This is a genomic window from Prevotella pallens ATCC 700821 (genome assembly GCF_000220255.1).
Taxonomy (GTDB): Bacteria; Bacteroidota; Bacteroidia; order Bacteroidales; family Bacteroidaceae; genus Prevotella; species Prevotella pallens.
In genome coordinates this window covers 564,643-590,927 of record NZ_GL982514.1, presented here as the reverse complement: position 1 = coordinate 590,927, position 26,285 = coordinate 564,643, and the positions used below count along the sequence as shown (strand labels likewise).

The 26,285-nt window shown below is 39.3% G+C and carries 22 protein-coding genes and 1 tRNA gene; 10 read left to right on the top strand and 13 right to left on the bottom strand.

Annotated elements, in window-relative coordinates; all coding sequences use genetic code 11:
• Window positions 1-219: 219 nt before the first annotated feature.
• A tRNA-Met gene (locus HMPREF9144_RS11630) sits at window positions 220-292 on the bottom strand.
• Window positions 293-618: 326 nt separating this feature from the next.
• Between HMPREF9144_RS11630 and HMPREF9144_RS11625 the strand changes: the two genes are divergently transcribed.
• Entirely contained in the window at window positions 619-1,377 is a 759-nt protein-coding gene (locus HMPREF9144_RS11625) for an SDR family NAD(P)-dependent oxidoreductase (protein ID WP_006046296.1), read from the top strand.
• Between the two features lie 96 nt (window positions 1,378-1,473).
• Here HMPREF9144_RS11625 and HMPREF9144_RS11620 read toward each other — a convergent pair whose 3' ends face one another.
• From HMPREF9144_RS11620 to HMPREF9144_RS11590, 7 genes are all read right to left on the bottom strand, one after another.
• Window positions 1,474-1,734, bottom strand: a complete 261-nt coding sequence (locus tag HMPREF9144_RS11620; protein ID WP_006046295.1) for a hypothetical protein — start codon at window positions 1,732-1,734, stop codon at window positions 1,474-1,476.
• Between the two features lie 11 nt (window positions 1,735-1,745).
• Window positions 1,746-2,411, bottom strand: coding sequence for an RluA family pseudouridine synthase (locus tag HMPREF9144_RS11615; RefSeq protein WP_006046294.1), 666 nt, complete (start codon window positions 2,409-2,411; stop codon window positions 1,746-1,748).
• A 66-nt stretch (window positions 2,412-2,477) separates the two neighbouring features.
• Window positions 2,478-3,224: a 3-oxoacyl-[acyl-carrier-protein] reductase gene (gene fabG, locus HMPREF9144_RS11610; protein ID WP_006046293.1), complete on the bottom strand. Its 747-nt coding sequence runs from the start codon at window positions 3,222-3,224 to the stop codon at window positions 2,478-2,480.
• A 125-nt stretch (window positions 3,225-3,349) separates the two neighbouring features.
• Window positions 3,350-3,967: a TetR/AcrR family transcriptional regulator gene (locus HMPREF9144_RS11605; RefSeq protein WP_006046292.1), complete on the bottom strand. Its 618-nt coding sequence runs from the start codon at window positions 3,965-3,967 to the stop codon at window positions 3,350-3,352.
• Between the two features lie 272 nt (window positions 3,968-4,239).
• Window positions 4,240-5,001, bottom strand: coding sequence for an MBL fold metallo-hydrolase (locus tag HMPREF9144_RS11600; protein WP_006046291.1), 762 nt, complete (start codon window positions 4,999-5,001; stop codon window positions 4,240-4,242).
• Window positions 5,002-5,010: 9 nt separating this feature from the next.
• The gene (murB, locus tag HMPREF9144_RS11595; protein WP_006046290.1) at window positions 5,011-6,015 is read right to left on the bottom strand and encodes a UDP-N-acetylmuramate dehydrogenase; all 1,005 of its coding nucleotides are present in this window, start codon (window positions 6,013-6,015) and stop codon (window positions 5,011-5,013) included.
• Between the two features lie 53 nt (window positions 6,016-6,068).
• Window positions 6,069-6,923: a DUF4348 domain-containing protein gene (locus HMPREF9144_RS11590; protein ID WP_006046289.1), complete on the bottom strand. Its 855-nt coding sequence runs from the start codon at window positions 6,921-6,923 to the stop codon at window positions 6,069-6,071.
• Between the two features lie 248 nt (window positions 6,924-7,171).
• Here HMPREF9144_RS11590 and pheS point away from each other — a divergent pair, with 248 nt between their 5' ends.
• On the top strand, window positions 7,172-8,212 hold the full coding sequence (gene pheS, locus HMPREF9144_RS11585) for a phenylalanine--tRNA ligase subunit alpha (RefSeq protein WP_006046288.1): 1,041 nt from the start codon (window positions 7,172-7,174) through the stop codon (window positions 8,210-8,212).
• A 217-nt stretch (window positions 8,213-8,429) separates the two neighbouring features.
• Here the strand turns inward: pheS and HMPREF9144_RS13895 are convergent, their stop codons facing one another.
• Window positions 8,430-8,558, bottom strand: coding sequence for a hypothetical protein (locus tag HMPREF9144_RS13895; RefSeq protein ID WP_006046286.1), 129 nt, complete (start codon window positions 8,556-8,558; stop codon window positions 8,430-8,432).
• A 591-nt stretch (window positions 8,559-9,149) separates the two neighbouring features.
• Between HMPREF9144_RS13895 and HMPREF9144_RS11580 the strand changes: the two genes are divergently transcribed.
• Window positions 9,150-9,314, top strand: coding sequence for a hypothetical protein (locus tag HMPREF9144_RS11580; RefSeq protein WP_006046285.1), 165 nt, complete (start codon window positions 9,150-9,152; stop codon window positions 9,312-9,314).
• 65 nt (window positions 9,315-9,379) lie between these two features.
• Window positions 9,380-11,455, top strand: coding sequence for a leucine-rich repeat domain-containing protein (locus HMPREF9144_RS11575; protein ID WP_006046284.1), 2,076 nt, complete (start codon window positions 9,380-9,382; stop codon window positions 11,453-11,455).
• A gap of 720 nt (window positions 11,456-12,175) precedes the next feature.
• Here HMPREF9144_RS11575 and HMPREF9144_RS11570 read toward each other — a convergent pair.
• Together HMPREF9144_RS11570 and tamL are read right to left on the bottom strand one after the other, a co-directional pair.
• Window positions 12,176-12,979, bottom strand: coding sequence for an MBL fold metallo-hydrolase (locus HMPREF9144_RS11570; protein ID WP_006046282.1), 804 nt, complete (start codon window positions 12,977-12,979; stop codon window positions 12,176-12,178).
• 211 nt (window positions 12,980-13,190) lie between these two features.
• Window positions 13,191-15,464: a translocation and assembly module lipoprotein TamL gene (tamL, locus tag HMPREF9144_RS11565; RefSeq protein ID WP_006046281.1), complete on the bottom strand. Its 2,274-nt coding sequence runs from the start codon at window positions 15,462-15,464 to the stop codon at window positions 13,191-13,193.
• 85 nt (window positions 15,465-15,549) lie between these two features.
• On the opposite strand from tamL, the gene HMPREF9144_RS11560 reads away from it, so the two are divergent.
• Window positions 15,550-16,302: an RNA methyltransferase gene (locus HMPREF9144_RS11560; RefSeq protein ID WP_006046280.1), complete on the top strand. Its 753-nt coding sequence runs from the start codon at window positions 15,550-15,552 to the stop codon at window positions 16,300-16,302.
• An 803-nt stretch (window positions 16,303-17,105) separates the two neighbouring features.
• Here HMPREF9144_RS11560 and HMPREF9144_RS11555 read toward each other — a convergent pair.
• Together HMPREF9144_RS11555 and HMPREF9144_RS11550 are read right to left on the bottom strand one after the other, a co-directional pair.
• Entirely contained in the window at window positions 17,106-18,041 is a 936-nt protein-coding gene (locus tag HMPREF9144_RS11555; protein WP_006046278.1) for a hypothetical protein, read from the bottom strand.
• 52 nt (window positions 18,042-18,093) lie between these two features.
• Complete coding sequence (locus HMPREF9144_RS11550; RefSeq protein ID WP_006046277.1) at window positions 18,094-20,397, bottom strand: transglycosylase domain-containing protein; 2,304 nt, start codon at window positions 20,395-20,397, stop codon at window positions 18,094-18,096.
• A 176-nt stretch (window positions 20,398-20,573) separates the two neighbouring features.
• Between HMPREF9144_RS11550 and pyrB the strand changes: the two genes are divergently transcribed.
• The 5 genes from pyrB (at window position 20,574) to HMPREF9144_RS13430 (ending at window position 26,037) form a co-directional block, all read left to right on the top strand.
• Window positions 20,574-21,521 (top strand): aspartate carbamoyltransferase, encoded by a 948-nt coding sequence (gene pyrB, locus HMPREF9144_RS11545; protein ID WP_040595910.1) that lies wholly within the window; start codon window positions 20,574-20,576, stop codon window positions 21,519-21,521.
• Window positions 21,522-21,534: 13 nt separating this feature from the next.
• Window positions 21,535-21,990, top strand: a complete 456-nt coding sequence (locus HMPREF9144_RS11540) for an aspartate carbamoyltransferase regulatory subunit (protein ID WP_040595908.1) — start codon at window positions 21,535-21,537, stop codon at window positions 21,988-21,990.
• Window positions 21,991-22,379: 389 nt separating this feature from the next.
• Entirely contained in the window at window positions 22,380-23,660 is a 1,281-nt protein-coding gene (glyA, locus tag HMPREF9144_RS11535; protein ID WP_006046274.1) for a serine hydroxymethyltransferase, read from the top strand.
• Between the two features lie 1,071 nt (window positions 23,661-24,731).
• The gene (locus HMPREF9144_RS11530; protein WP_006046273.1) at window positions 24,732-25,526 is read left to right on the top strand and encodes a PoNe immunity protein domain-containing protein; all 795 of its coding nucleotides are present in this window, start codon (window positions 24,732-24,734) and stop codon (window positions 25,524-25,526) included.
• Between the two features lie 361 nt (window positions 25,527-25,887).
• Entirely contained in the window at window positions 25,888-26,037 is a 150-nt protein-coding gene (locus HMPREF9144_RS13430) for a hypothetical protein (protein WP_006046271.1), read from the top strand.
• The last annotated feature ends 248 nt before the right edge of the window (window positions 26,038-26,285 follow it).

Below are 26,285 nucleotides of genomic sequence, written 5' to 3'. Positions count from 1 at the left end.
GTTTCCATTTGGGTATTATAATGAATGGCTAACCACCAATATATAGTTTTGTGTTTTGTGGTATAAGCGCGGAGACTATTACAATAGTTTTCTTTTCTGCTGAAACTTCTTTGTTTAGCTAAACAATGTGCTGCTGTTAGTGTAAGAGTGTAGCCGAGTGAGGGTAGTGCTAAAAACAAAAGAAGTCGCCTTTAGTAAGACGACTTCTCTTTTCTGTTGTTGCGGGTGCAGGACTCGAACATGCGACCTCCAGGTTATGAGCCTGGCGAGCTACCAACTGCTCCAACCCGCGATATTACCATTTGCAATTTTAAAAATAAGCTCTAATTACTTGTTCCTGAATTGCGAGTGCAAAGGTAGGTATTTATTTTTATATATGCAAGACGTACAGACGATATTGCTGATAAATCGGTATATTTTAACATAAGTAAACATTATAGTTACTAAAAAACTTGAGAAGAGAGTAGGAATTAATTTTGCAGACTAAATAAAATCTATTACCTTTGTCGTCTATTCTGGTTGCTTGCCTTGAGCATGGCGCAGAAGCAAAACAAAACAACGATATATATATAATAAGGTGTAGTGGAAGCACTATGCTCAGCTTAAACAATATAATACATGGAAAAGAAAATAGTAATGGTTACGGGTGCAACAAGTGGCATTGGCGAAGCTTGTGCACGCAAGTTTGCACGTGGTGGATATAATGTTATAATTACCGGACGCCGCAAAGAGAAGCTCGACACACTGCGCCGTGAGCTTGAAAATATGGGAGCAGAAGTGTTGGCAATGGAGTTTGACGTGCGCGAACGTGCATCAGCACGCAAGGCAGTAGACTTTTTAAAAGGTAAATGGGCAAATATAAATGTGCTGATAAACAATGCAGGGTTGGCATTAGGATTAGACAAAGAGTACGAAGGCAGCTTTGAAGATTGGGACACAATGATAGATACCAACATAAAAGGTTTGCTGAATATGACCCGTTTTGTTGTTCCCGGAATGGTGGAACGCAACGAAGGACACATTATAAATATAGGCTCGGTGGCAGGCGATGCTGCTTATGCAAACGGAAATGTGTATTGTGCAACAAAAGCAGCAGTTAAAGCATTGTCGGACGGACTGCGTATAGATGTGGCAGAAAGTAATGTGCGTGTAACCAACTTGAAACCAGGATTGGTTCAAACCAACTTCTCTAATGTGCGTTTCCATGGCGACGATGCTCGTGCAGAAAGTGTTTATAAAGGTGTGAAACCACTTACAGGCGACGATATTGCCGATGTAGCATTCTATGCGGCAAGTGCTCCTGCCCATGTACAGATAGCCGAAGTGCTAATTTTGGCTACACATCAGGCAAATGGGTCGGTGATTGTGAGAAAGTAAGGCAGATATTGCACTACAAACAAGAAGAAACAAAAAGGCGAAGCATTGTAGAGAGGTAGTTGTCCTCTTGCAGTGCTTCGCCCTTTATGTTTTAATTTACACTTTTCTAAATTTTGCTTTCAATCGTTTGTAGCCATCAACACCCAATATAGCGAGTCCACAATATTGGAAAGCCTTTGCTAATCCGAAGAAAATAACCCACAAGACACCTTTCATCTCCATAGATATGGGGAAAACAGCTTGAGCGAACGATGCAATATAGCACGGTATGCACATAGCCAAAATAACAACGCCAGTGCGGAACGACAATTTTTGAAGCCATGCAACAAAACGTTTCAATAGGGTAGGAGTAGTCATTTATGTGGGTGTTATCTAAAATTGTCCCATACCTTTTCTGTTGGTAAAGGCGAAACAACAACAATTTTTTGTTTGCTTACGGGGTGTATAAATTCAACCTTATGACTTAGTAGCGATATGCTACCATCTGGATTAGAACGGCGCGCGCCATATTTTAAGTCTCCCTTAATAGGGCAACCCATCGCAGCGAGTTGGCACCGTATTTGGTGGTGGCGCCCAGTAAGCAAGTTTACTTCGAGTAAGGTGTAATGTTCGGTCTGTCCAATGGTCTTATATTTCAGTATGGCTTGCTTAGCGTTTGGCATTTCGTTATTATACACATAACTTTTGTTTTGCTTTTCGTTTCGCACCAGCCAATTAGTTAGTGTAGCTTCTGGCATATTAGGTGCCGTTTGCACCATAGCCCAATATGTTTTTCTGACTTCGCCATTTCTAAACATATTGTTAAGTCGGGATAGAGCTTTTGATGTTTTGGCAAAGACAACTATACCAGACACAGGACGATCTAAACGGTGCACAACGCCCAAGAATACATTGCCAGGCTTTGCGTATTTCTCTTTAATCCATTCCTTAATAGTTTCAGAGAGCGGTTTGTCGCCTGTCTTGTCGCCTTGTACTATTTCTCCGCTTTGCTTATATACAATAATAATATGGTTGTCTTCGTAAAGAACTTGCATAGTTTTAAAAGAATCTATCGCCCTTTCCCTATGCGAGTAAGGACGATAGAAAAATAGAAAGGAATATTACATATTCATACCACCATCAACCTGAATGACCTGTCCAGAAACATAGCTTGATAGGTCTGATGCTAGATAGAGAGCAGTGTTAGCGATATCTTCGGTGGTACCCCCACGGCGCAATGGAATCTTAGATGCCCATTCCTTGCGTATTTCTTCTGACAGCTGTTGTGTCATAGCAGTGTCAATAAAGCCTGGCGCAATAGCATTTGCACGCACGCCCTTTGGTCCCATTTCTTGCGCTACACTCTTTGCTAGAGCAATCATACCCGCTTTAGAGGCTGCGTAGTTAGCCTGACCTGCGTTTCCGTGTACTCCCACCACACTTGCCATATTGATTATACTACCATTGCGTTGGCGCATCATAACTGGCACGCAAGCATGTATAAAGTTGAATGCACTCTTTAGATTAACACCAATAACAGCGTCCCATTGTGCTTCAGACATTCGGAGCATTAAACCATCTTTGGTTATACCAGCATTGTTCACCAATATATCGACACTTCCAAACTCCTCTTTCACTTGTTTTACTACTTCTTCAGACTGAGCGAAATCGGCTGCATTGCTTGCGTAGCCTTTACATTTAACTCCGAGAGCCGAAATTTCAGCCTCAGTAGCCTTTCCGTTTTCATCGATAACGAGGTCGGTGAAGGCAATGTTAGCACCTTCGCTTGCAAATTTTATAGCAATTGCTTTACCTATTCCACGTGCAGCGCCTGTAATGAGGGCTGTTTTACCTGTTAATAATCCCATAATCTGTTTTTATTTATGTTTTTAATATCTATGTTTTTGGTAGGTTTAGTATCTCAATAATGTATGTTTTGGAAATCTAAACAATACAAGTTACACCTATTATTATATAGGTATTGATACGCATTTTAATAGGTGTTGTTGTCTGTTTTGCCTTTTCCTAACTTATTTCCGAGTGCTCCGTACACCACTTTTGCCACGAGCGGCCGACTACTTGCTTCGGTTAATCCGTGTCCGAGTCTGCCATATATAAATGGAACTTCCAATCCTTTAATACAGTAGTGTGTTATATCGGCAACTAAGTCTACGTTGTCTATATCGAAATCGCCATCGTTTTTAGCTTCCGTGTAAACCTTTCTGAAGAGTTCTATTTCGTCTTCATCAAAGTTTTTGCGTACTTTCTCTACCATCCATATATTGCGAAAGAACTCTGCTCTGAGGTTTCCATTCCTCATAACAGTTTCTTTAATCATACTAAGATGGGTGTAAATGAGTTCTATAATCTTATCGTGAGGTGGTATTCGTTTCGATGCCACTTCGTCTAACTTGTCTGATAAGCGTTCCAATTCGCCTTCAATGACGGCATAATACACATCGTCTTTACTTTTAAAATACGTGTATAGTGTGCGGCGCCCTTTTCCCGACGCTTCTGCAATGTCGTTCATTGTTGTGTTTGCAATACCTTTCTTAGCAAAGATTTGCCTTGCTACGTCTACAAACATTTGTCTTGTCTTTGAAATAGACATCTCTTTCTCTCCTTAAACTCCTCTGGTTTATTATGCCGAAATGGTAGCTGTTTATACCATTGCACAATGTTTTTATTGTGTGCAAAAGTAGAGAAAAAAAACTAAATCTACAAGGAATTGCGTAAAAATACATATTTTTTAGTATTTTGTGCACTTTCTGCTACATTATAATATTGAGGTAAATGAAGTGTAGCGAACGGTTTTCTGATATCTTAGAATGCTATGGAACAAGTGCCATTGCATGCTTATGGTTTAGTAATGTATATGCTTCTCTATACTTCTATCTCCAATCCATCGTACGCAAAATAGAAGTTTTTAGGTAAGCGTTGCTGAGCTTCTTCGTGTAAACCTATCTCGTGTGTTAGGTGTGTTAGGTAGGTTTGTTTAGCCTTAATGGTGCGACTAAATGCAATGGCGTCGTCTATTAATTGGTGCGAGTGGTGTTCTTTTTCCCATCGCAAGGCATTTACTACAAGTGTATCTACACCTTTGAGATATGATAGCTCTGTGTTGTTTATGGTTTTCATATCGGTGATATATGCAAAGTTGCCTATGCGGTAACCCATAATAGGCATTTTTCCATGCATTACCTCGATGGGTGTAACGGTGCAATCGCCTATTGAGAATGCTTTGTGCGGAACAATAGTGTGCAGATTGAGCTTCGGAACACCCGGGTAAAGATGCTCTTTGAAGCAATAAGGAAAGTTGTGGCGTAGACCTTGACAGGTGTCTTTGTTAGCATAAATTTCCAAATCAGATAACCAACTGAACGGCCGCAAATCGTCTATTCCACCCACATGGTCGTAATGGATATGTGTTATTAATATACCATCAATCTTTTTGTAAGGCACAGGCAATATTTGCTGACGAAAGTCGGGACCGCAATCTATAAGAATGCGAGTAGTTTCGGTTTCGAGTAATGCCGATGTACGTAGTCGTTTATCCTTAGCATTGTTGCTTTTGCACACTTTGCATGTACACCCAATGACGGGCACACCATTAGAAGTACCAGTACCTAAGAAGCGTAATTTCATTGTTTTTGTTTAGCAAATGTTCACCTCTGGTTTAATTTCGATGTCGAATTTCTGCTTAACATCGTGCTGAATAGTTTTATAAAGTTGCACTACTTCGCTACCAGTTGCGCCTCCGCAGTTCACCAATACCAGTGCCTGTTTATTGTGTACGGCGGCTTTTCCTAATGCTTTACCTTTCCAACCACATTGTTCTATGAGCCAACCTGCTGGTATCTTTTCGTACTCGCTATCAATAGTGTAGTGGGGCATACCAACATATTGCTGTGCCAACTGGTTATATTTATGTGTTGGTACCACTGGATTCATAAAGAAACTACCAGCATTTCCTAGTACTTTTGGATCAGGTAGTTTGGCGTTTCTTATGTCAATAATGGTTTCGCGAAGTTGCATTGCTGTTGGATTGTCTATACCCTTTGCAGCCAATGCTACACGAATGTTGCCATAGTCTAACTTCGGATTGTATGTTTTAGAAAGTTTGTAAGTAACAGCAGTGATAAGAAAGCGATTTTTCCATGCGTGTTTAAATTTGCTTTGCCGATAACTATATGCGCATTCTGTGTTTGTGAAACGGCAAATTTTTCCTGTTTCTATCTCTACTGCTTCTACGCATTCTATTAAGTCTTTGGCTTCTGCGCCGTATGCGCCAATGTTTTGTACGGCACTGGCACCCACTTCTCCTGGAATGATAGATAAGTTCTCAGCTCCGTACAAGTTATTTGCCACGCAATAGTCTACAACGTCGTCCCAAATAAAACCAGAACCACAGCGAACGTGGCATTCGTCGGTTTGTTCAAGGAAGCGAATGCCTGAGTGCAACACCGTTCCATTGTAGTCGCCAGTAAGCAATAGATTACTTCCTCCACCTAAAATAAGTAGTGGTCGGTCGGCATCAGTAATCATTCTCGCTACTTGCTGTGCTTCTTCCACCGAACTGTACTCTATAAATCGTTTGCATTTAGCGTCTATTCCAAACGTGTTGTGCCTAAGTAGGCTGTAGTTTTTCTGGTCTATCATACGTTGTCTCTAATTTGTTTCTGTTTTTATTGTTGAGCGTTTGCCATATCCTTTTAGTAAGCAATAATTCTCTCTAAACGCCAGCTCTTTCCTCTATTTTTAAACTCTAATTGGGTTTCAATACCATTAGAAAGTCCTCTAAATACAAGAATTTTCTTTTTACTCTCTCCGTACTTTTGTCCATACAGAATGTTATAGATATTGTTCTTTGGCACTTCTGGCAGATACGTGCTCCACTCCGATGCAGGAATAGTAGTGTTTACCTTGTTTGTGGTTTCTCCACTTGGGTCTATTCCCACGTATGGCAGAGGATCTTTTATGTTTCCTCGTCCGTTGTTTGCAAGGAACTTGCTAAGAAACTCAAGAAACGATGCGTTATATTTCTGTGCAAATCCAATGTTGTTTATCTTGTTCATCTTCCATTTACCGTCCTGATGGTCGAAACAATATTGTTCTACCTTTTTCTGAGTCAGGTTTATTTTCTCCACAATCACAGTGTCGAGCTTGGTAGACTTAGCATATTCTGCCTGACCTTCGTTATCGAAAATCAGTGTATAATAGCCTTTTGGACGGAAGAAATAATCCATTTTCCATTGGTTGCGAGCTATTTGTTTCGTTACTTTCCCATTGTTTTCAACGGGCAGTGGAAACACAATGCGTTTGCGCTGTAGTTTTTTGTTAGCGATAAAGTTGAAAAAGAAGTCGTCGAATAGTTGGTCGGCGGCTTTTGGCATTGGTGTTTCTGCAATAATTTTTGTAGCCGAATCTACATTGTTTGTAGTATCTGTGGTGTCGGCAACAACAGTTTTGGTAGAGTCAGCTGGCTCCACTTTCTTTTTGTTACAACTTGTTGTGAGGCTTATCATAGCTACACACACAAGTACAACGAGTAAAATTGCTTTTCTCATATTCTCTATTTATATTTCTCAAATTATCTTCTTTGCTCCTAAAACTGTTGCAAATGTACTACATTTATTTTATATTAAAGTAGGTATTTATAATTAAATATGTTGAGAAAGCAAAATGAAAACACTCTGTAAACCCACACACGTTTTGTTTTCAGTAGCTACTAAAGTCTGTAATAAGCAATATTTTTCTATTGCAGTGCTTATATTTTAGATTATATATTGTACCTTTGCCGAAAATTTTAAGCGTTATGATTCTCGAAAAGATAGAAGAACTATTAAAAGAAGTGAGCAACGTATCGGCAAAGAATGCTGAAGAAGTTGAGCTGCTTCGATTAAAATATCTTAGCAAGAAAGGCGAAATAAATGCCTTAATGAGCGAATTTCGCAATGTAGCTGCCGACCAGAAGAAGACGGTGGGTATGAAAATAAACGAGCTAAAGCAGCTTGCACAAGCTAAAATAAACGACTTACGCGAACAGTTGGAAACGAACGAGGCGCAAGGTAACGATATTGACCTTACCCGAACTGCATACCCTGTTGGTTTAGGCTCTCGACACCCGCTTACGTTAGTAAAGAAAGAAATTATAGATATATTTGCACGAATGGGGTTTACCCTTTATCAGGGTCCAGAAATTGACGACGATGAGCATGTGTTTACTATGCTGAATTTTGCTGCCGACCACCCTGCGCGCGATATGCAAGACACTTTTTTTATTGAACATTCGCACTCTTTAGACGTTACAAAGAATGTTCTGCTACGAAGCCATACCTCTAACGACGAGGCTCACTATATGTCCACACACCAGCCGCCTATACGTGTGCTTTGCCCAGGACGTGTATATAGAAACGAAGCCATTAGCGCACGTGCCCATTGTTTCTTTCATCAGGTGGAGGGACTGTATGTAGACAAGAATGTTAGCTTTACCGACCTAAAGCAGGTTCTACTTACTTTTGCTCGCGAAATGTTTGGTGCAGATACCAAAATACGCCTTCGTCCAAGCTATTTCCCATTTACCGAACCCAGTGCCGAAATGGATATAAGTTGCAATATATGCGGTGGCGAAGGCTGCGGATTTTGTAAACACACGGGTTGGGTAGAGATTTTAGGTTGCGGCATGGTAGACCCTCACGACCTTGAGGCTTGTGGTATCGACTCGAATGTGTACACCGGATATGCTTTTGGTATGGGTGTAGAACGCATTACCAATCTTAAATATAGGGTGAGCGACCTTCGTATGTTCTCCGAAAACGATGTTCGATTCTTAAAAGAGTTTGAGAGTGCATTGTAAGCACGTGGCATTTGCTATGGTTGTTTGTTGCACTTGTTCTGTAAAATATCGTGCTATATATTAATAAGGTGTAAATAATATACAATGAAGCAGGAAGTGAATTTAAAAAATTTGCTTCCTGCTTTGTTTTTATTGGCTTTTTCTCGCTCCAACAATTTTGTTATGGCATAAACCATTCTATGTTGTTTATGCTCTTGCGTTCTGTTCTTTCTTGTTTTTATGTTGGCATATTGGTTTCTTTTATACCTGGTATGAAACTATTCTTCGCACGCCTTTTTTCAGAAACCAATGGCTTATTCCACTGCTTATCAAGTTTTTTAGGTAGTTTCCATCGCTTTCTATCCATATTCTAACAACCTATTTTGATTAAAAGAAAATGGGTTAGTTTTCAGACGCTCTCAAAATAGATATCTAAAACTATCACGACAGATATCTGAGACGATTGCGACAGATATCTAAAACGATTGTGACAGATATCTGAAACTTCGTGCTCATTTTAGTATAACAAAAAAGTTTGTTTGCTCTGTGCTTCGCATCTTGTTTCTTTAACAAAAAAAGTGTTCTGCTATTCGCATACGTTGTTAATTAATGTTGTATATAATTTGTTTTTTCACCTAAAGTTGTTTTAAATACCAAAAGACTATGTAACTTTGCACTGAAAAAATTACATATTAAGAAACTTAACTATATACGTTTGCTAAAAGTAAACTTGTTTTTAGGATAAATAATAGTAGTAGTAGCACTCTTAAAAGAGCTTGCTTAGCACGCTGATGAACTCAAAATAACAGTAATCGAAGTTCCGAAAGTCTGTTCACTGAAACTATCTTTACACCGCTTGTGGATTGTTCCGCAATACGTGTGAGGCAGTTTGTTGGCAACTAACTTGCTTATTTTGCAGATAAAAGTGCTTTTACTATGAATAACAAAGGAATGAAAAATGAAAAAGAGGTATGATTCTCCCATAACAGAGGTAGTAATAATGGATGTTACGCAAAACTTTTTAGTGGATTCTGCACATAGCACTCAACACGAAGGATTTACTGGAGGAACTGATCTTTCTTCCCAAGTTGTAGATGGAACCGACGACGATTCGCCTTTCTAAACGCTGTAAAACAAATGGCGAAAGAATAGTAAGCATACAGGATAACAACATTAAACAACTCTGAAATGAACAAAATAGTAACACAATTCTTGCTTTGTGCAACAGTGGTTGCTGCCGTTTCGTGCAACAACGATACAGATATTGTCTGCGAAAATAGCAACGAACATTTAACACAAATGTCGTTTCGTACAGTGGGTGTCCCCAATTACAATAATGAGATAACCGACACTCTAAAGAATGCACCTACTCGGACATCTTTGGAAGCCGACCAAACACAAGTAACATGGAATGCTAACGACGTAATAGCTATCGGCTATAAAGGTTCTACAGCTGGCGCTGTACAACCATTTACAACACCTACCACAGCCAGCGATGTAAGGTTTTGGGGACAAGCGCCCAACAATAAGGCACCTTATTTTATGATGTATCCATACCAAAATGGACAGAAAATAGAAGTATTGGCAAACAAAAAGGCTAAATATACTTACTCCATACCTAAAACACAAACCGCTATTGCTGGTACGTTCGACCCAAAAGTTAATTTTGCGGTGGGAATTATTCCACAAGAATATAAGCCATTTGTTGCCTACAACCTTTGTGGCTTATTGCAGTTCAGCTTTCATGGTGTAAGTAATGTGGCACAAATAAAGCTTATTTCTCGCGGATTAGAAGCATTGGCAGGCGATGTGAGTACAGAGGTTGAGTTTAAAGATAATGGAACAATTGGCACCGTAAACTCTACTTTTGTTGCAAATACACAAATAGGCATAGTAAACTATGTGCCTGCTTCGGGCACAATGGCAGAAAATACCAACTATTTTGTTGTGCTTCCAACAGGGAAACTTGCTTCTGGGCTAACACTTGTATTTATATTAACCGATGGTAAAAGTCTACAAGTTAAGCTGAACGATGCTGTAAATATAGAACGTGCAAAACGCTATGATTTGGGAAACATTGCGCTCAATGCATCGAAAGCGAAGGTAGAAATACTATCGAATAAAGGGTTAATAGAGTCGGTAAAACTACAAATCAGAGACTTGGAGCTTAATCCTGATGGAACTTTAGATATCTATAAGGGCAATAACTTAGAGAAAATACTATCGCTTAAAGGTAATCTAAACATTGCCTATAACGATAATATTACATCGTTAGATGGACTGCAATACTTCCGTAATGTAACCGATTTGAACATTTATGGTAACAAAAACTTAGCAGGCAATATAGATTTGTCTAAATATAAGCAGCTAACAGGTTCGGTAGAAATACAGCGCTGTCCTGCCGTTACAAAGGTAGATGTTACGGGCTTAGATATAAACACGCTAAAAGTGCACGATATGGACGGTGTGAAAGAGGTAGTAACACGTGGAAACAAAAAACTTGAAGCACTTGATTTGTACAGTAACAAGGTATTAGAAGGCGTAGATGTTAGCAATTTGCCTGTACTAAAAGAAGTAAGATTCTATTCTAGTCCGCGCGTTAAAACCGTCAATACATCGAATACGCCTGAACTAAGAAGCATAAATGCTGCATCGGTTAACGGTTTAGAAAGTATGACTGGTCTGGACGATAATGTATTGCTTCAGGATTTCGTAGCGTCTTATACAAAACTTAAAAAGCTGGATTTCTCTAAACAAACTAAGTTGCGGACAGTAAATATATCGTATTCAGATGTTACAGAAATTAAGGGATTGGCTTCTGCTGGTGAAAACTTACTTAGCTTGGAATTGGCACTAAGCCATGTTGGAGCTTTAGATGTGTCGCACAATCCTAACCTACAGATGATAGATGTATATGCTGTTAAAGAGATAACAACATTAGATGTACGAAACAACTTAAAACTTACCAAGCTGCGTACATCGTTTGCTTCTAATCTTAGTGAACTGAAATTAGGAAACAACGTAGCGTTAAAAGAGTTGAGAGTGTCTCATTGCAAGTTTACTACACTTGACATTCGCAAGTTTACAAGGCTAACAACGTTCTATGCTGGTAGTCAATCGCCCAACGGTTTTCTTGCCAATATTGTTGTTACGATGACAGCACAACAGAAAGCAAAGTTTGGTGATATATTTAGAGAAAGCGCTTTCGACGGAAACGCGAATTATGAAAATACCAACAGTTATGTGAAAGTGGTTGTGCAATAGCATAAAAACAAGCAAACATAAAGTCCCATACAACAGCAGGTTGAGTGGGACTTTTTGTTTTTATGTGGTTATAATAAACCATTGAATGCTAATAATACTGTAAATTTAGGGTTAAGCAAAAGCAACAGCACAGCCTTCTTGCAATAAAGGTTTGGTAGGAAATGGGTGGCGGGGGTGTAAACAGCTTCTGTGGTTTGTTTATAAATCAAATAAAACGCCTCTAATGTTTATAAAAGTCAGCTAAATATAGTTCGTTTTTTCTCAGATATCTGTCACGTTCGTTTCAGATATCTGTCACATTCGTTTTAGATATCTGTCGTGTTCGTTTTAGATATCTGTCACGTTCGTTTTAGATATCACATAAAGTTGCAACAGTTATGGTTCTATGTTGTAACAGCAGAAAGAAACTTATTTGGCTGAGAAATATAAAATTATTTATGCTACAATGTTTTTGTTCTATTATTGCTATAAGTAGCTTAACAGCAATATGTTGTTACGTGTTTTGTTGTATGAATTTGAAAGCCATTACAATAGTCTACTATTCCAGAATATAGCCACATTTTTTTTGCAGAATTGCTATAAACGTTTAGTTTTTGCTGTTGCGATGCAGGGCAGAAACCAATGGTTGTGCGTTATATTAGCACTATATTTGTTTTAAATAATTTGAGAGCGCAGAACAAGACAACAATCTCCGTAGCAGAGTTCTAAAGTATCTTTGGGTTACTTTAAATCGTATATTTCGCTTGGAATTTTCCGTCGCAACACCTCTACAATAAAGTCTACTCCAGCTCGTAGTCCATAGCTTTCCATTAAACTTGTAACCGCTATTCGTGCCAGTTCAGGGTGATTGTTCTCATCGCTTAAGTGGCAGAGCCAAACATGTTTTAAGCTTTCGGTGGCGTTTTCTACAATGGTTCGCGCACATTCAGCATTGCTTAAATGTCCTATTTGGCTTGTAATGCGTTCCTTCAGATATAGCGGGTACGGTCCAGCCATAAGTTTCTCCACTTCGTGATTAGCTTCAATCACTAAGTAGTTTGCTTTTGCAACAAACGCACATATCTCTTCTGTTACGTGTCCGCAATCGGTTACGAGCGTAAAAGTAATACCTTCGCATTGCACACAATATCCAACACAGTCGGAGCTATCGTGTGGCACTGCAAAAGGAGTAACAGTGAAATCGCCAATTTGTTGTGTTTTTCCTTTTTCAACATACCTCACTTGGTTGGGTGAAACTTTCTTCTTTACACACCAGTTTTTAGCAATACCCTCGTGAACAGCCTGTGTAGAGTATACAGGTATATTGAAGCTATCGCTTATACTTCCCACCGACTTAATGTGATCGGCGTGATCGTGCGTAATAAGAATATGGTGAATCATTGATAAGTTTAGTCCGTAGCTATGCATATACTTCTTCATGGAGCGTATACCTACGCCACAATCTATAATAATACTATCGTTCTCTGTATATAAGAGGTATGCGTTGCCACTGCTTCCGCTACCAAATGATATAAATTTTAGCATTGCTTTTTAATTTGTTGCAAAAGTAATAAATAAATTTTACACAACAATGCGTATAGGCATCGACTTGTCTTTGTACTGTTGTTTTTCACTTTCGTTAAGGTCTGTGGGTATATGGGGTATTATGTGTTATTATTAAACATTATAAGCGTTCAATGTGTTGTGTGGTGGTTATAAACCACTGTTTTTTAGGGCATATAGTTCTATGTTTTTATTAGAACGGCAGTCCCACAGCAAAATGGAAAGTGAAGTCGCGGCTAAACTTAGGATTAACAATAGGGTAGTGTCGTCTTCCAGAAGAATAGGCAGGGTCTATAGCTTTCATACCAGCATCGAAACGGAGAATGAAATAATCGAAGTTGAGGCGCAATCCTAAGCCGTATGACACAGCCATTTGCTTTAAAAACTTACTGAAAGTAAACTGTCCGCCTGTTTGGTCGGCATATTTTCTGAGCGTCCATATATTACCCGCATCAACGAAAGCTGCACCATCGAACTTCCAGAATAGATGTGTTCTGTATTCGGAGCTAAGATTAAGTTTTAAATCGCCCGTTTGGTTAATAAAGTCTATACGTCCATCGGTGCCACGAAAGCTACCCGGTCCGAGTTCTCTAACACTCCAACCGCGCACCGAGTTAGGTCCTCCAGCAATGTAACGCTTTTCAAACGGCAACACTTTACTATTGCCATAGGGGTAAGCAATGCCGAAATCGGTGTGCAAGGCAAGCGAGTTGCGTGGGTCGAACCGTAGAATGCGAGTAAAAGAGAAGTCGAATTTAAGGTATTGCGCATAAGCTATATTGAATATTTTAGCTTGTCCTTGTTCGTTTTTCTTAAACTTCGCAATGCTGTTAGTCATTGATAGCAAGTTGCCAGCTGACTCTATTTTTGCTTTAATGGCTATATTGTCGTTACGATTATAAGCAACACTGAATCCGGAACGCATAATGAACAAGTCTTCGTAGTTATAACGTAGTATGGCATTTCGGTTAGAAACGTTGTCCAGATAGTCTGCCTTAAAACGTTCGCTTATCCATGGCATATACACATAGCTAAGGTCTGGCACTTCGAGTTCGTAGTTCAGATGTCGCCGAATGTTACTCCAGTTGTATTTCCAAGCTGCTGAAAAAACTCTACGGTGAAACTCTGGTCGGTCCTGAAAGTCCCAACCAACCGACAGTTCGGACACGGCATTGCTGCGACGGCGAAACTCTCGTGTAGAGAAAGGTGAAAGGAAACGTGGGAACTGTAGTTTAGCCTGTATGCCATATTCCTCGTAATTGTGGTTAGAATATCCTTCCAAACCTTTTATTGCCTCGAAAGCGGCACGCAATTCAATGCTAAACAATTCGCTACTATGAAATAGGTTTCGGTTTTGATAGGTAAGAACGGCAGCCGCACCAAGGTCGCCTGCTGTGTTAGTGCCTTCTGGCTGAAACGCAATTGTGTTAGGTTTGGTGTGCGAAAGTTTTATGTTAGCTTCTAAGAAACGAAACGAAGGTGATGTGTAGTCGAATATTCTGTTAATGGCAACAGAGTCGAATTGCGGCATCTCTTTAAACTCTATATCCGTATAGCGTATAGCTCCCAATCTTGCAAAGTTGTTGTAAGTAGTTTGAAGGTCGGTTGCCGAAAAGTATTTGCCTGGCTCTATTAGCGTGTTATCGGCAATAATGCTTCGGCGAAGGTGCAGTCCAGTAGAGTCGCTGGGTATAATGTTCACCTTTCCAATCATATAACGAGGGTGTAAGGTTGGCTTTGCAGTGTCGGTAGTCCTATATTTAGTAAGATGGAGAGTTACATTTACGCCACGCGACCCCCGAATAGAATCGGCAGTATAGTAAATATAGTCTTTATTGAAACGATAATACCCCTGATCGTTCAGAATTTTTGTAATGCGTTTTCGTTCGTTGTCGAGTGCTGCCACGGTGAATTGGTGTGGACGAGCCGTGTTAATGCCTTGCGAAAGTGTGGGTTTAAGAATATTGGCGATGGTTGAGTCTTGTATATCGTAAGTGAAATTGTCTATCATAAACGGTTCGCCGGGCATTAAAGTGTATATTGCTTTGAGTTTCTTTCCTCTTACTTTGGTGCTAAAGTCCACACGCGCATTCATATAGCCCATGTTATTCATAGCCAAACGGAGGTCTTCGCACGATAGGCGTGCTTGCAAAGTGTCGTAATAAACAGGTTTTTCGCCTATGCGTTGCAATGTTCTGTTAATCCATTTTGTGGTGTCTTTGCCAGCTAAAGAGTAAGTTCCAAGCGGTATTTTGAAGAAGGAAAACCACCGCGAGTTCTCTTTCTGACGTACGTATTGTGCCAATTGCGAAGCATTGAAGTCGGCTGCATCGGAACGTAGTTCCACTTTGTCTAGCAAGTAGCTACCATCTGGTACGAACTTATCGGTGGAACACGATGCTAAAAACATCGTTTCAAAGGTAAAAAACAATAGAATATATATATAGAAGAGTTTTATTCGAAACATCAATATAGCCGATTTTTTGCGCAAAGATACTAAAAAGTTAGCAGTAAGAGAATGCAAATAGATGGTTTTTTTGTAATTTTGTGGGGTGATATCGAAGAATAAAATAAAGCTCGTTAGAGCACTTGAGACGAAAAAGGGGCGTGCAAAACATGGCTTGTTTGTAGCTGAAGGACCAAAGGTGGTGGCAGATTTGCTGGCTGCAGGTTTCCATTTAGTAGAACTGTTTGATGCTGAAGACGATATAAAAAAGGTGTCGTTCTTACAGCATCCGCAAGGAAAAGTAGGCATATTTAGATTGCCCGAACAAGCAAAAGAGCCTTTTTTAACGAACGAAACACAAGAGAACACAGACCACAACGAGGCTTTTTGTGTATCGGAACTGTCGCTTGCATTAGACGGAGTGCAAGACCCTGGTAATCTGGGTACAATTATTCGCATAGCCGATTGGTTTGGAATAAAGCATATATTCTGTTCGATGGATACAGCCGATTGTTGGAATCCAAAGGTGGTGCAAGCCACTATGGGGAGTATAGCGCGTGTAACAATGCATTATTTAGATTTAGGGAGATTAATAGATTTGTTGCCGAAGAGTTATCCCATATATGGAACACTGTTAGATGGTAATGATATTTATGCCGAAAAGCTATCTGCTGCGGGATTAATAGTGATGGGGAACGAAGGTAATGGAATTTCTGCTGCCATTAGAGAACGTATAAACCGTAGGCTGTTAATACCTAATTTCTCTACAGAGGCTACGCACGCTGAGTCGTTGAACGTTGCAATTGCAACTGCTATAGTGTGTTCTGAATTTAGACGTCGAGGTACAGTTGAGCCGTAAAATATGTTTTTTTATTAGGCGTAAAACAACAAACAATGGTGTGTTGCTAAATGCTTAACCATTAGAAAACATAATTATAGTAGCTTGTAATAGGGTAGAGCAATTGCAATATTCTATAGAAAACAGACAGCGTAACGCTTGACAATAGGAATAATAATAGGAATTTTAAGATGCTACGGAAGATGCTGTATGAATGTAGTGTAGCATAAAGAAGATATACCATACAGCAATTTTTCTGCAAAGAGTTTAAGCGTTAGGTAGAGAATAGATAGGATAACTATAGGCAGCATTCACAGTCTATTTTATAACCAAACAAGCCACCGTTAGTGTTTATAAAAATTTACCATATATAGTTAGCTTTGTTTTAGATATCTGTCGCGTTCGTTTCAGATATCTGTCACACTCGTTTCAGATATCTGTCGTGTTCGTTTCAGATATCTGTCAGTTGCAAATTAGATATCACACAAAATAACCATCTATATAATTGTGGATTGCAGCACCTAAAAGATATCTATTTTGCTGACGAATTATGCATTACATTGTTTGTACTATTTTAATGTGAATGCTATTAAAGGCATCTGAACATTAATGTGTTATGTTTTCTTGATAGTATTTTTGTTTGCTATTAAAATCTAAATGTTTAAGTTTGCAATTCATATTGTAAACTTAGATATTTGGGCGTAATGGGTAATGATGTAATATAACATAAAGTGGGCACACTATACAGCATACCCACCCTGAGAAATAAAAGTTTTAGACAGATCTAAACAAATAGTTTAGTATAAGATGTGGTATAAACCCACTTATTTCCAGTTTTTATATAGAATGTCGCTTTGTGTATTGAACTTCATTTCCATACCCATTAATTTGGTTGATGCCTTTCCTGTTTGTGTTTGCAACCAACCATTGGGTAGGAATGTGCTGATATCGGTGCCGTTAGCACTGATATTGGTCATACCCATTGCTTTCATCTGATCCCAGCCTACTTCAATTTGCGAGGTAACTTCGTCTCCCATACCCATTTTTTTCATCTGGTCTATTATCATTTTCTTAACGTCGCTTTCGGTCATATTGTCCTTCAGGTTCGTTGTTATTACAGTGTTTCCTCCATTGTTAGCCACTGTGTATGTAGAAGTAAGCTTCATGCCTTGCTTTATTATATCTTCCTTACTGTTTTTCTTCAGGTCTTTGCCATAATAGAAAAGGAAGCTTGTTTCGTTTAGATTATCAATGAGAGCCTTTTCTTCGAATTGTTCGCTGATAGCCGTAAGAACCTTAGCTTTTGGCAGAATTTGTTCCATTTCAGGAGCTTTCTTATAATCCTCTTCAATATCTGCAATAGCATTTTTGCTTCCTGCTGCAGCCACTTCAGCCAAATTCAATATTTTCTCTACCTTTCCATCGGTGTTTGTTTGCAGTATCATTTTTACCCCTTTCAGGTATTGATTGCCTGCAACCTGCGCTTGTTCAACAACATCTTTGTCGCCATCAAACTGCGTATCCACCACGTTATATTCTATTTTGTATCCTTGTGGCGTTTTATCGAGCACCACATATCGTGTATTTTTTGTAACTGTTACGCTCTTGCTACCCTGTCCCATAGGCAAATCAATAGCCACCTTAAATACATCTTTGTATATAGTGGTGTCGTTTTTGTTAAAGTTTACCTTTACAGTAGCTTGTGCGTCTGCTGTGAGGGCTGCGCCCATCATAACGATCGATAATAAGATAGTTTTCATATACGTATATTTGATTTGTTATTATTTTTGTTTAAAAGTGAGTTTCTGAATGTTAGAAGTAAACCTCTTGTATACCATTCACCGAGATAGAATCTGTAGAATGACACGGGTCGAAATGGGCTGGAATATCGAATTTAGCATTTGGTGAATAGTGTAACGACTTGTCGGCATATACCATTTGCATAAAGTAAGCCCATATAGGTAAAGCCATTGTAGCACCTTGTCCCATTGCCGTATTATCGAAGTGAATATCGCGGTCTTCTCCGCCCACCCAACAGCCGTTTACAAGCTGTGGTGTGAAGCCCATAAACCACCCATCGGAGTTGTTGTTTGTGGTACCCGTTTTACCACCAATTTCGCCAGTAAGATGGTAGTTGTAGCGTAAACGTCCACCAGTTCCCCCTTGAATAACAGCTTGCAGCATATCGAGCATTTTGAAAGAACTCTCTTCTGAGATTACTTCGTTCATTAATGGTTGGAACTTAGCCACTATATTTCCATGACTATCTTCTATTCTGGTAACAAAGAGAGGTGCACACCGCACACCATGATTAACGAAGGTAGTGTATGCACTACACATTTCGCCAATCGACAGCTCTGACGGTCCGAGACATAAAACAGGCGTTGCATTCTTGTCGATATCTGGATTGTTTAACCCAAAATCGTGCAGAATGTTCACAAATTGCGATGGTCCGAGTAGACTAATGAGGTATGCTGATATCCAGTTGTTAGACTGTTGTAAGCCCCATCGCAACGGAACTTGTTGACCGTAGCGTGCTCTTGAGCCATTGCGCGGAGTCCAATTGCCGTACGAACGTTGTATGTTAGGCGCAGTGGTGCATGGCGTCATACCGTTCTGCATAGCCAAAGCGTAGAGGAAAGGTTTAATGGTAGACCCCACTTGTCGGCGTCCCCCCATTACCATATCGTATTTAAAGTGGTCGTAATCGATACCACCAACGTAAGCTTTTACTGCTCCCGTGTGTGGCTCCATACTTATAAAGGCAGCTCGCAAGAACGATTTGTAGTAGCGTATAGAGTCGATTGGTGTCATCAACGTGTCTATATTGCCGTGATAAGTGAAGAGAGTCATTTCGTGTTTTGTTCGGAAACTACGACGTATTTCATCGGGAGTTGCACCTTGTTCCTTTAGTCTGAGGTATCTTAAACTCTGGCGACAAGAGCGATTGAGAATGGCTTTTATAGTGCTTAATGAGATGTTTGACGAGAACGGAGCATTCTTTTTGTATCGGTTTGCAATATTAAATTCCTTCTGCAAATACCCTCCAACATGTTTGCGTACAGCCTGTTCGGCATAATGTTGCATACGAGTATCTATGGTGGTGAATATACGTAGACCATCAGTATTCACGTCGTAGTGTTCACCATTTCGCTTTGTATTCTTGTTACACCAGCCAAAAAGAGGGTCCTTTTCCCACGCAATAGAGTCGAGAACGAAGTCGCGCATACGCCATTCTTGATAGTTTTTGCGTTCTGGTTTCTTCTCCATCATATACTGACGTAGAAATGCTTGAAAGTAATCGCCCGAACCTTCTATGCTTTTTTCTTTCGAATACTTAATACCAAGTGGACGTTCTATAAGCTCGTTATATTCTTCGCGCGTAATATAACCAGACTTACACATCTGCCCTAACACAACGTTTCGGCGTGTCCGACAGCGTTCTTGGTGTCGCAAAGGATTATATAATGATGGGTTTTGGCACAATCCAACAAGGGTAGCAGCTTCGGTAACAGAGAGTTGTCGTGGCTCTTTACTAAAATAAATGTTAGCAGCTCGTTTAATACCAACGGCATTATGGAGGAAATCGAAGTAGTTTAGATACATCGCAATAATCTCTTCTTTTGTGAAGTGGCGCTCCAGTTTCACAGCAATAATCCATTCAATAGGCTTTTGTAACAGTCGTTCGAATGTACTATGTGCTTTTTCCGAGAATACTTGCTTTGCCAATTGCTGCGTAATAGTAGAACCACCACCAGCATTGTCGTGTCCTAATATACCACGTTTAAGTATGGCACGGCCAAGTGCAATAAAGTCTATACCAGAGTGTTCGTAAAATCTTTCATCTTCGGTAGCCACCAAAGCGTGCACCAAATGGGGTGAAAGACTATTATAATCTACCGCTATACGATTAGCATTATCCTGATTCCATGTACCAATAAGTTTACCATTGGCAGAATAAACCTGTGAAGCAAACTTATCTACAGGGTTCGATAGTTCTTCCATGTCGGGCATATAACCAACCCAACCGTTCCAAACCGACACAAAAAAGACTGTGGTAGAACTAATGAGAAGTATCAAGATTAGCCACAGAGTATGTACAAAATGTCTTCGCATTCCTTGTTTATTGTGTTTAGATTGCAAAGGTAAAGTAAATAGATGAAAAGGCAAAATAAAACTGACGTGTTTTTTGTAGAATGCAATTAATCTATATTTTCTTTTATAAAACTTCTTTGGTGGCAAATAATATACGTACCTTTACACACGAAAACGACCAATTCAACACAATACAAATGGTGAAACAAAACTTTGTGAACATTCAGGATTTGAATAAGGAAGAACTACTATACCTTATTCAGATGGCTCAGGAATTTGAGAAATATCCCAACCGCGAGCTATTAAAAGGTCGCATTATTGCGACTCTGTTTTACGAGCCTTCCACTCGTACACGTCTTAGTTTCGAAACAGCAGCCAATCGCTTGGGTGCTAAAGTTATTGGTTTTACCGATGCAAAGGCATCGAGTGTGAGCAAAGGCGAAACGTTGAAAGATACAATTCTTATGGTTTCGAACTATGCAGACACCATAGTTATGCGCCATTACATTGAAGGTGCTGCACAATATGCATCGGAAGTATCGCCTGTTCCTATAGTTAATGCTGGCGATGGTGCTCATCAACACCCATCACAGTGCTTGCTCGATCTTTACACAATCAACCAAACACAAGGTACTTTAGAGAATTTGGACATATATCTTGTAGGCGACCTTAAGTACGGACGCACCGTTCACTCGCTACTAATGGCAATGCGACACTTTAATCCTACGTTCCACTTTATTGCACCTGCCGAACTTGCGATGCCTGAGGAATACAAATTGTTCTGTAAACAGCATGGCATTCGTTACACAGAACAGGAAGATTTTACACCTGAAGCCATTGCTGGAGCTGATATATTATATATGACACGTGTGCAGAAAGAGCGCTTCTCTGACCTTATGGAATACGAACGAGTGAAGAATGTCTACATTCTGCGTAACGATATGTTGCATCTTGCTAAACCTAATATGCGAATATTGCACCCATTACCTCGTGTAAACGAAATAGCATACGACGTGGATACTAATCCACATGCTTACTATATACAGCAAGCTAAAAATGGTCTTTTTGCTCGTGAAGCAATTTTTGCATACTGTCTTGGAATTGGAATAGACGACGTGAAAAACGATACAACTATTATAAAATAAGGAGATGATGGAAATGAACAAGAAAGAACGCTTGGTAGCAGCCATAGAGAATGGAACCGTAATAGACCATATACCTGCTGAAAAAACCTTTCAAGTGGTGAACTTATTGGAGCTTCAGAAGTTATCAACTCCTGTTACCATTGGCTATAACTTCACATCTTCTAAGGTGGGTTGTAAGGGAATTATTAAAGTAAGCGATAAGTTCTTTACCGATAACGAAATATCGCGCCTCTCTGTAGTGGCTCCAAACATTATATTGAATATTATTCGCGACTATGAAGTGGTAGAGAAAAAGCAAGTGATAACGCCCGATGAATTGTGCGGAATAGTGAAATGTAACAATCCAAAATGTGTAACCAACAACGAGCCAATGGCTACAATATTTAACGTTGTAGATAAAGCTGCGGGTATATTGAAATGCCATTATTGCGATAAAGAACAACAAATAGATAATGTGGAACTGTGTTAGGAGTGTATAAAGGGTGAACAAATATATTTAACTTAAATTGCTCATTATGCTATTATGTCGTTTTCGTTCTAAAGTTAATTCAAACAGCTTAACAATAGAACGAAGCCTGGCAAAATTGCTAATGACCGCATTGAGTTAAGCAAAACATAAAAGTGGTATTCTTAGTGTGTAGAAAGCTAAGTTTACCACTTTTATTATGAGTGTACCCTACCAGAAAAATTATACTAAAATGAAGTTTCAGCGTGTCTATGCAAATATTTATACGAAATATTTGCCGTGTTATTAGATTTTTCCTATATTTGCAGCTAATTATAACAACCTTGCTTTTGACGGCATCTTACTAAAAACCGTGGATAGTCGAAGGAGGCATCTTTTAATACTTAAACAACATGAGAAAAGATCTTGAGATTTTTGATCTCATCGAGCAAGAGCACCAACGCCAATTAAAAGGCATGGAGCTGATTGCTTCGGAAAACTTCGTCAGCGACGAAGTAATGCAGGCAATGGGGTCTTACCTAACCAACAAGTACGCTGAGGGATATCCTGGAAAGCGTTATTACGGTGGTTGTCAGGTAGTAGACGTAGTAGAGAACCTCTGCATCGAGCGTGTTAAGAAGATATTCGGCGCATGCTGGGCTAACGTGCAACCACACTCTGGGGCACAGGCTAACCAAGCCGTTCTTGCTGCTGTTCTCCAACCGGGCGACACTTTTATGGGACTCGACCTGAACCATGGCGGCCATCTTTCGCATGGTAGCCCAGTGAATAACTCTGGTATTCTCTACTACCCAATTGGGTACCAACTCGATAAAGAGACGGGACGTGTAGACTACGACCACATGGAAAAACTAGCACGCGAGCACAAGCCAAAGCTCATCATTGCAGGTGCGTCTGCCTATAGCCGTGAATGGGACTATGCACGTTTCCGCAAGGTAGCTGACGAAATTGGTGCTATCTTTATGGTAGACATGGCTCACCCTGCAGGATTAATTGCTGCGGGACTGCTTGAAAATCCAGTTAAGTATGCTCACATCGTAACAACCACTACACACAAAACACTGCGTGGTCCGCGTGGAGGTGTTATTATGATGGGAGAAGACTTTGACAATCCATGGGGAAAGAAAACTCCAAAGGGTGTGGTAAAGAAGATGTCGCAACTTCTCGACTCTGCTGTGTTCCCAGGAAACCAAGGTGGTCCGTTAGAGCACGTTATTGCTGCTAAAGCTGTTGCATTTGGCGAAATTCTACTTCCAAGCTGGAAAGAATATGCAACACAGGTGAAGAAAAACGCTGCTGTGCTTGCCGACGAACTTGTGAAGCGTGGATATGGCATCGTTTCTGGTGGTACAGATAACCACTCTATGTTGCTAGACTTACGCACTAAATTCCCTGAACTAACTGGTAAGGTTGCAGAGAATGCTCTTGTTGCTGCTGATATCACAGTGAATAAGAATATGGTACCGTTCGATACCCGTTCTGCATTCCAAACCTCTGGTATACGCCTTGGTACAGCTGCTATGACTACTCGTGGAGCAAAAGAAGACCTAATGGTGCTTGTTGCAGAACTTATAGACAAGGTTCTTTCTGCACCAGAAGACGAAAAGGTCATTGCAGATGTTCGCAAGAAGGTAAATGAAACAATGAAAGAATATCCATTGTTCGCTTACTAACCAAAAACAACAAAAAACATTTCTCATAGCTTAAAAGGCTCCCTCAATGGTCTCTCCATAGAGGGAGTTCTTTCGTTTTATAGCACCATAACGCTTAAAATGGCTTATGTTTATAGGTGTTATAACTTCTTTAAAACCACATATTTATATTCTCGATGATGGTTTTATGCTTCTTGCCCTTCTTTGCTACGAATATGTATAATAACAATAGAGAGGTTTTATAAATTTAACTCCAAATGGATAATTAAACCACAATATGTATAGTTTTTATCACGATGTATTGTTTGCTAACATATTTTATTTTCTTATCAGCATCTTATCTGTCTTTTTAATTTGACATAGCTCGCTACGTCTGCTTTGCAACGATAGCCAATTTGCTCGCTAATAAAGCAAAATATGTTTATGCTATAACAACCTATTAGGGTTAAATAGACTATTAAGGTTTTGCTATATTTTGTGTTATTATTGAACAGACGCTTTAACTTTATAATAAAAATGTAGCAAACAACGGCAAGTTGTAACGTAAAACAATACACCAGCAAAGAACCAGAAAAACACAGAACGCAATGCCATCAACAATATATTAAATCCACCGAATTATACACTCCAATATCTGCGGAACAAATGTGGCGAAACGGAGGTGCACATAGAGGGCATTCGTTTCAGATATCTGTGAGTATCGTCTCAGATATCTGTGAGTATCGTTTCAGATATCTGTGAATATCGTTTTAGATATCTGTTTTTCACCACTTAGATATTATGGAAAAACTCTGCTTTTATAGTTTCTTACCAACCCGGTAGTAATGCAATTAATTCTGTTAATGCACTTTTTTTAATCTTTCTTTCGTTTTTTGTCTACAAAAATTTGCTATTCTTCTAATATTTTATAACTTTGCAATATATTACAAACACCAGAACAACCCAATAACTATATAAGACTTCTCATCTAAATGGTTGCGATGCGCAACTTTGTAGCATAACAATGTCTACATTTACAACGAAATATGTATAATCATAAAATCGTAAGGTGATTCATTCACTGGAGAAAGGTTAGTTAATTGATAATAACTTATGAAGATATTAAACTTCCTCTTTAGCCGTTCAAAGCAGGAGCAAGATAAACCTATTAGAGACAAATTGAAGACCAGAAAGGATTTTGAGAGAGTTCTGGCAGAAGATTTGGATATAATGGAAACAACTAAAGCGAGAATAGATACAGCAAAAAATATAAATTTGTATATGTATCGTTCTCTTAGCTATAGTTATATCTTAATACTTCAATCTAAGTATTCTGTTGATGCCAAAATAGACGAACTGCGCGATATTTATATAAAATCTATGTATTATTTCTTGCAGGCGTTTAATAAAAGAAATCCAATTTATGCAGATATACTGAATTATGTTTCGTTGGGTGTACTATTAAATATTCCCGATAATAACTTCAGGCAACTGATAGACTATGTAAAACAAATGGATAAGCAGGCAAAACCATCTGGCTGGACACCAGACTTGTTGCTCTGGTTTATGCTGAACTCTAGAATGAAAGAGCAAGAGAAGCTGAAATATGCAGAGACACTTGCTTATCCCCGATTGTATAACGGACTGTATAAGGTGATACAGGCACCAAATGCAGCCGCTGCCAAAGATGCCCTTAACAAGTATCTTGATAGGTGGTATAATCTAAATAGCGATGCACCTTGGTATAACAGCCATCTGAAAGATAACTGTTATCGAGGCTATTGGGCGTGGGAGGTTGCAGCCGTTGCTAAGATAATGCACATAGACGATTCAGACTTAAAGAACAATCAGTATTATCCTTATGATATGGTGCATTGGGCAGACAATGAAACTAATGCAAAAGAGTAACCTGCGGAACAAACGGTAGCTAAACCGTTTTAACCCCAAATGGGTACTTAGACACAATATGCATAATTCTTATTGCTATGGAATTGTTTGCTAACATCTTTTATTTTCTTATTGGCATCTTGCCAGTAGTTGTAACTTTACGTAGCCCGTTACGCCTGTGTTGCAACGACAGACAGATGCTCGATAATAAACCGAAATATGTTTATGCCCTAACTATCGATTTTGGTTAAACCACATAGCTTATAGCATTACCTGTGTTTCTTCTTTTCGCAAAAAGTAAAAAACAGCAGTGCATCATCTCACATTATAGACGTAATAAAAACATAAATCAAAGAGAATAACATTAACTTAACATTAAACAATGAATATTGCCGCTCCATCTAAAGACCAAGGGGCTTCTATCAGACCTGTATATGTAGGAGCAGACGATAATGATGAAACGCAACCAGTAGACGCATCAAAGTTTGAATTGTTCCACAACATTATTACTCCAAATGCAAGGCTCTATTAAGCCTTAATAAAGAAACAACAAACTACGACTTTAATTTGCAGAGAGATATGTTTACAGCAATACTTCTCTGCATTGCTTATGCTTTGTTCTTCCATTATCTTTTTGCAGTGGTGTAATCCACTGCAAACATATAGTTTGAAAAGTAATGCTGAGGACTTAGTTATAACCCTATATATATAATAAGGTGTAATATCATTATATTCTATCATAGTTCTAATGCCTGAATTAGACTAAAGTTACTGTTAAGA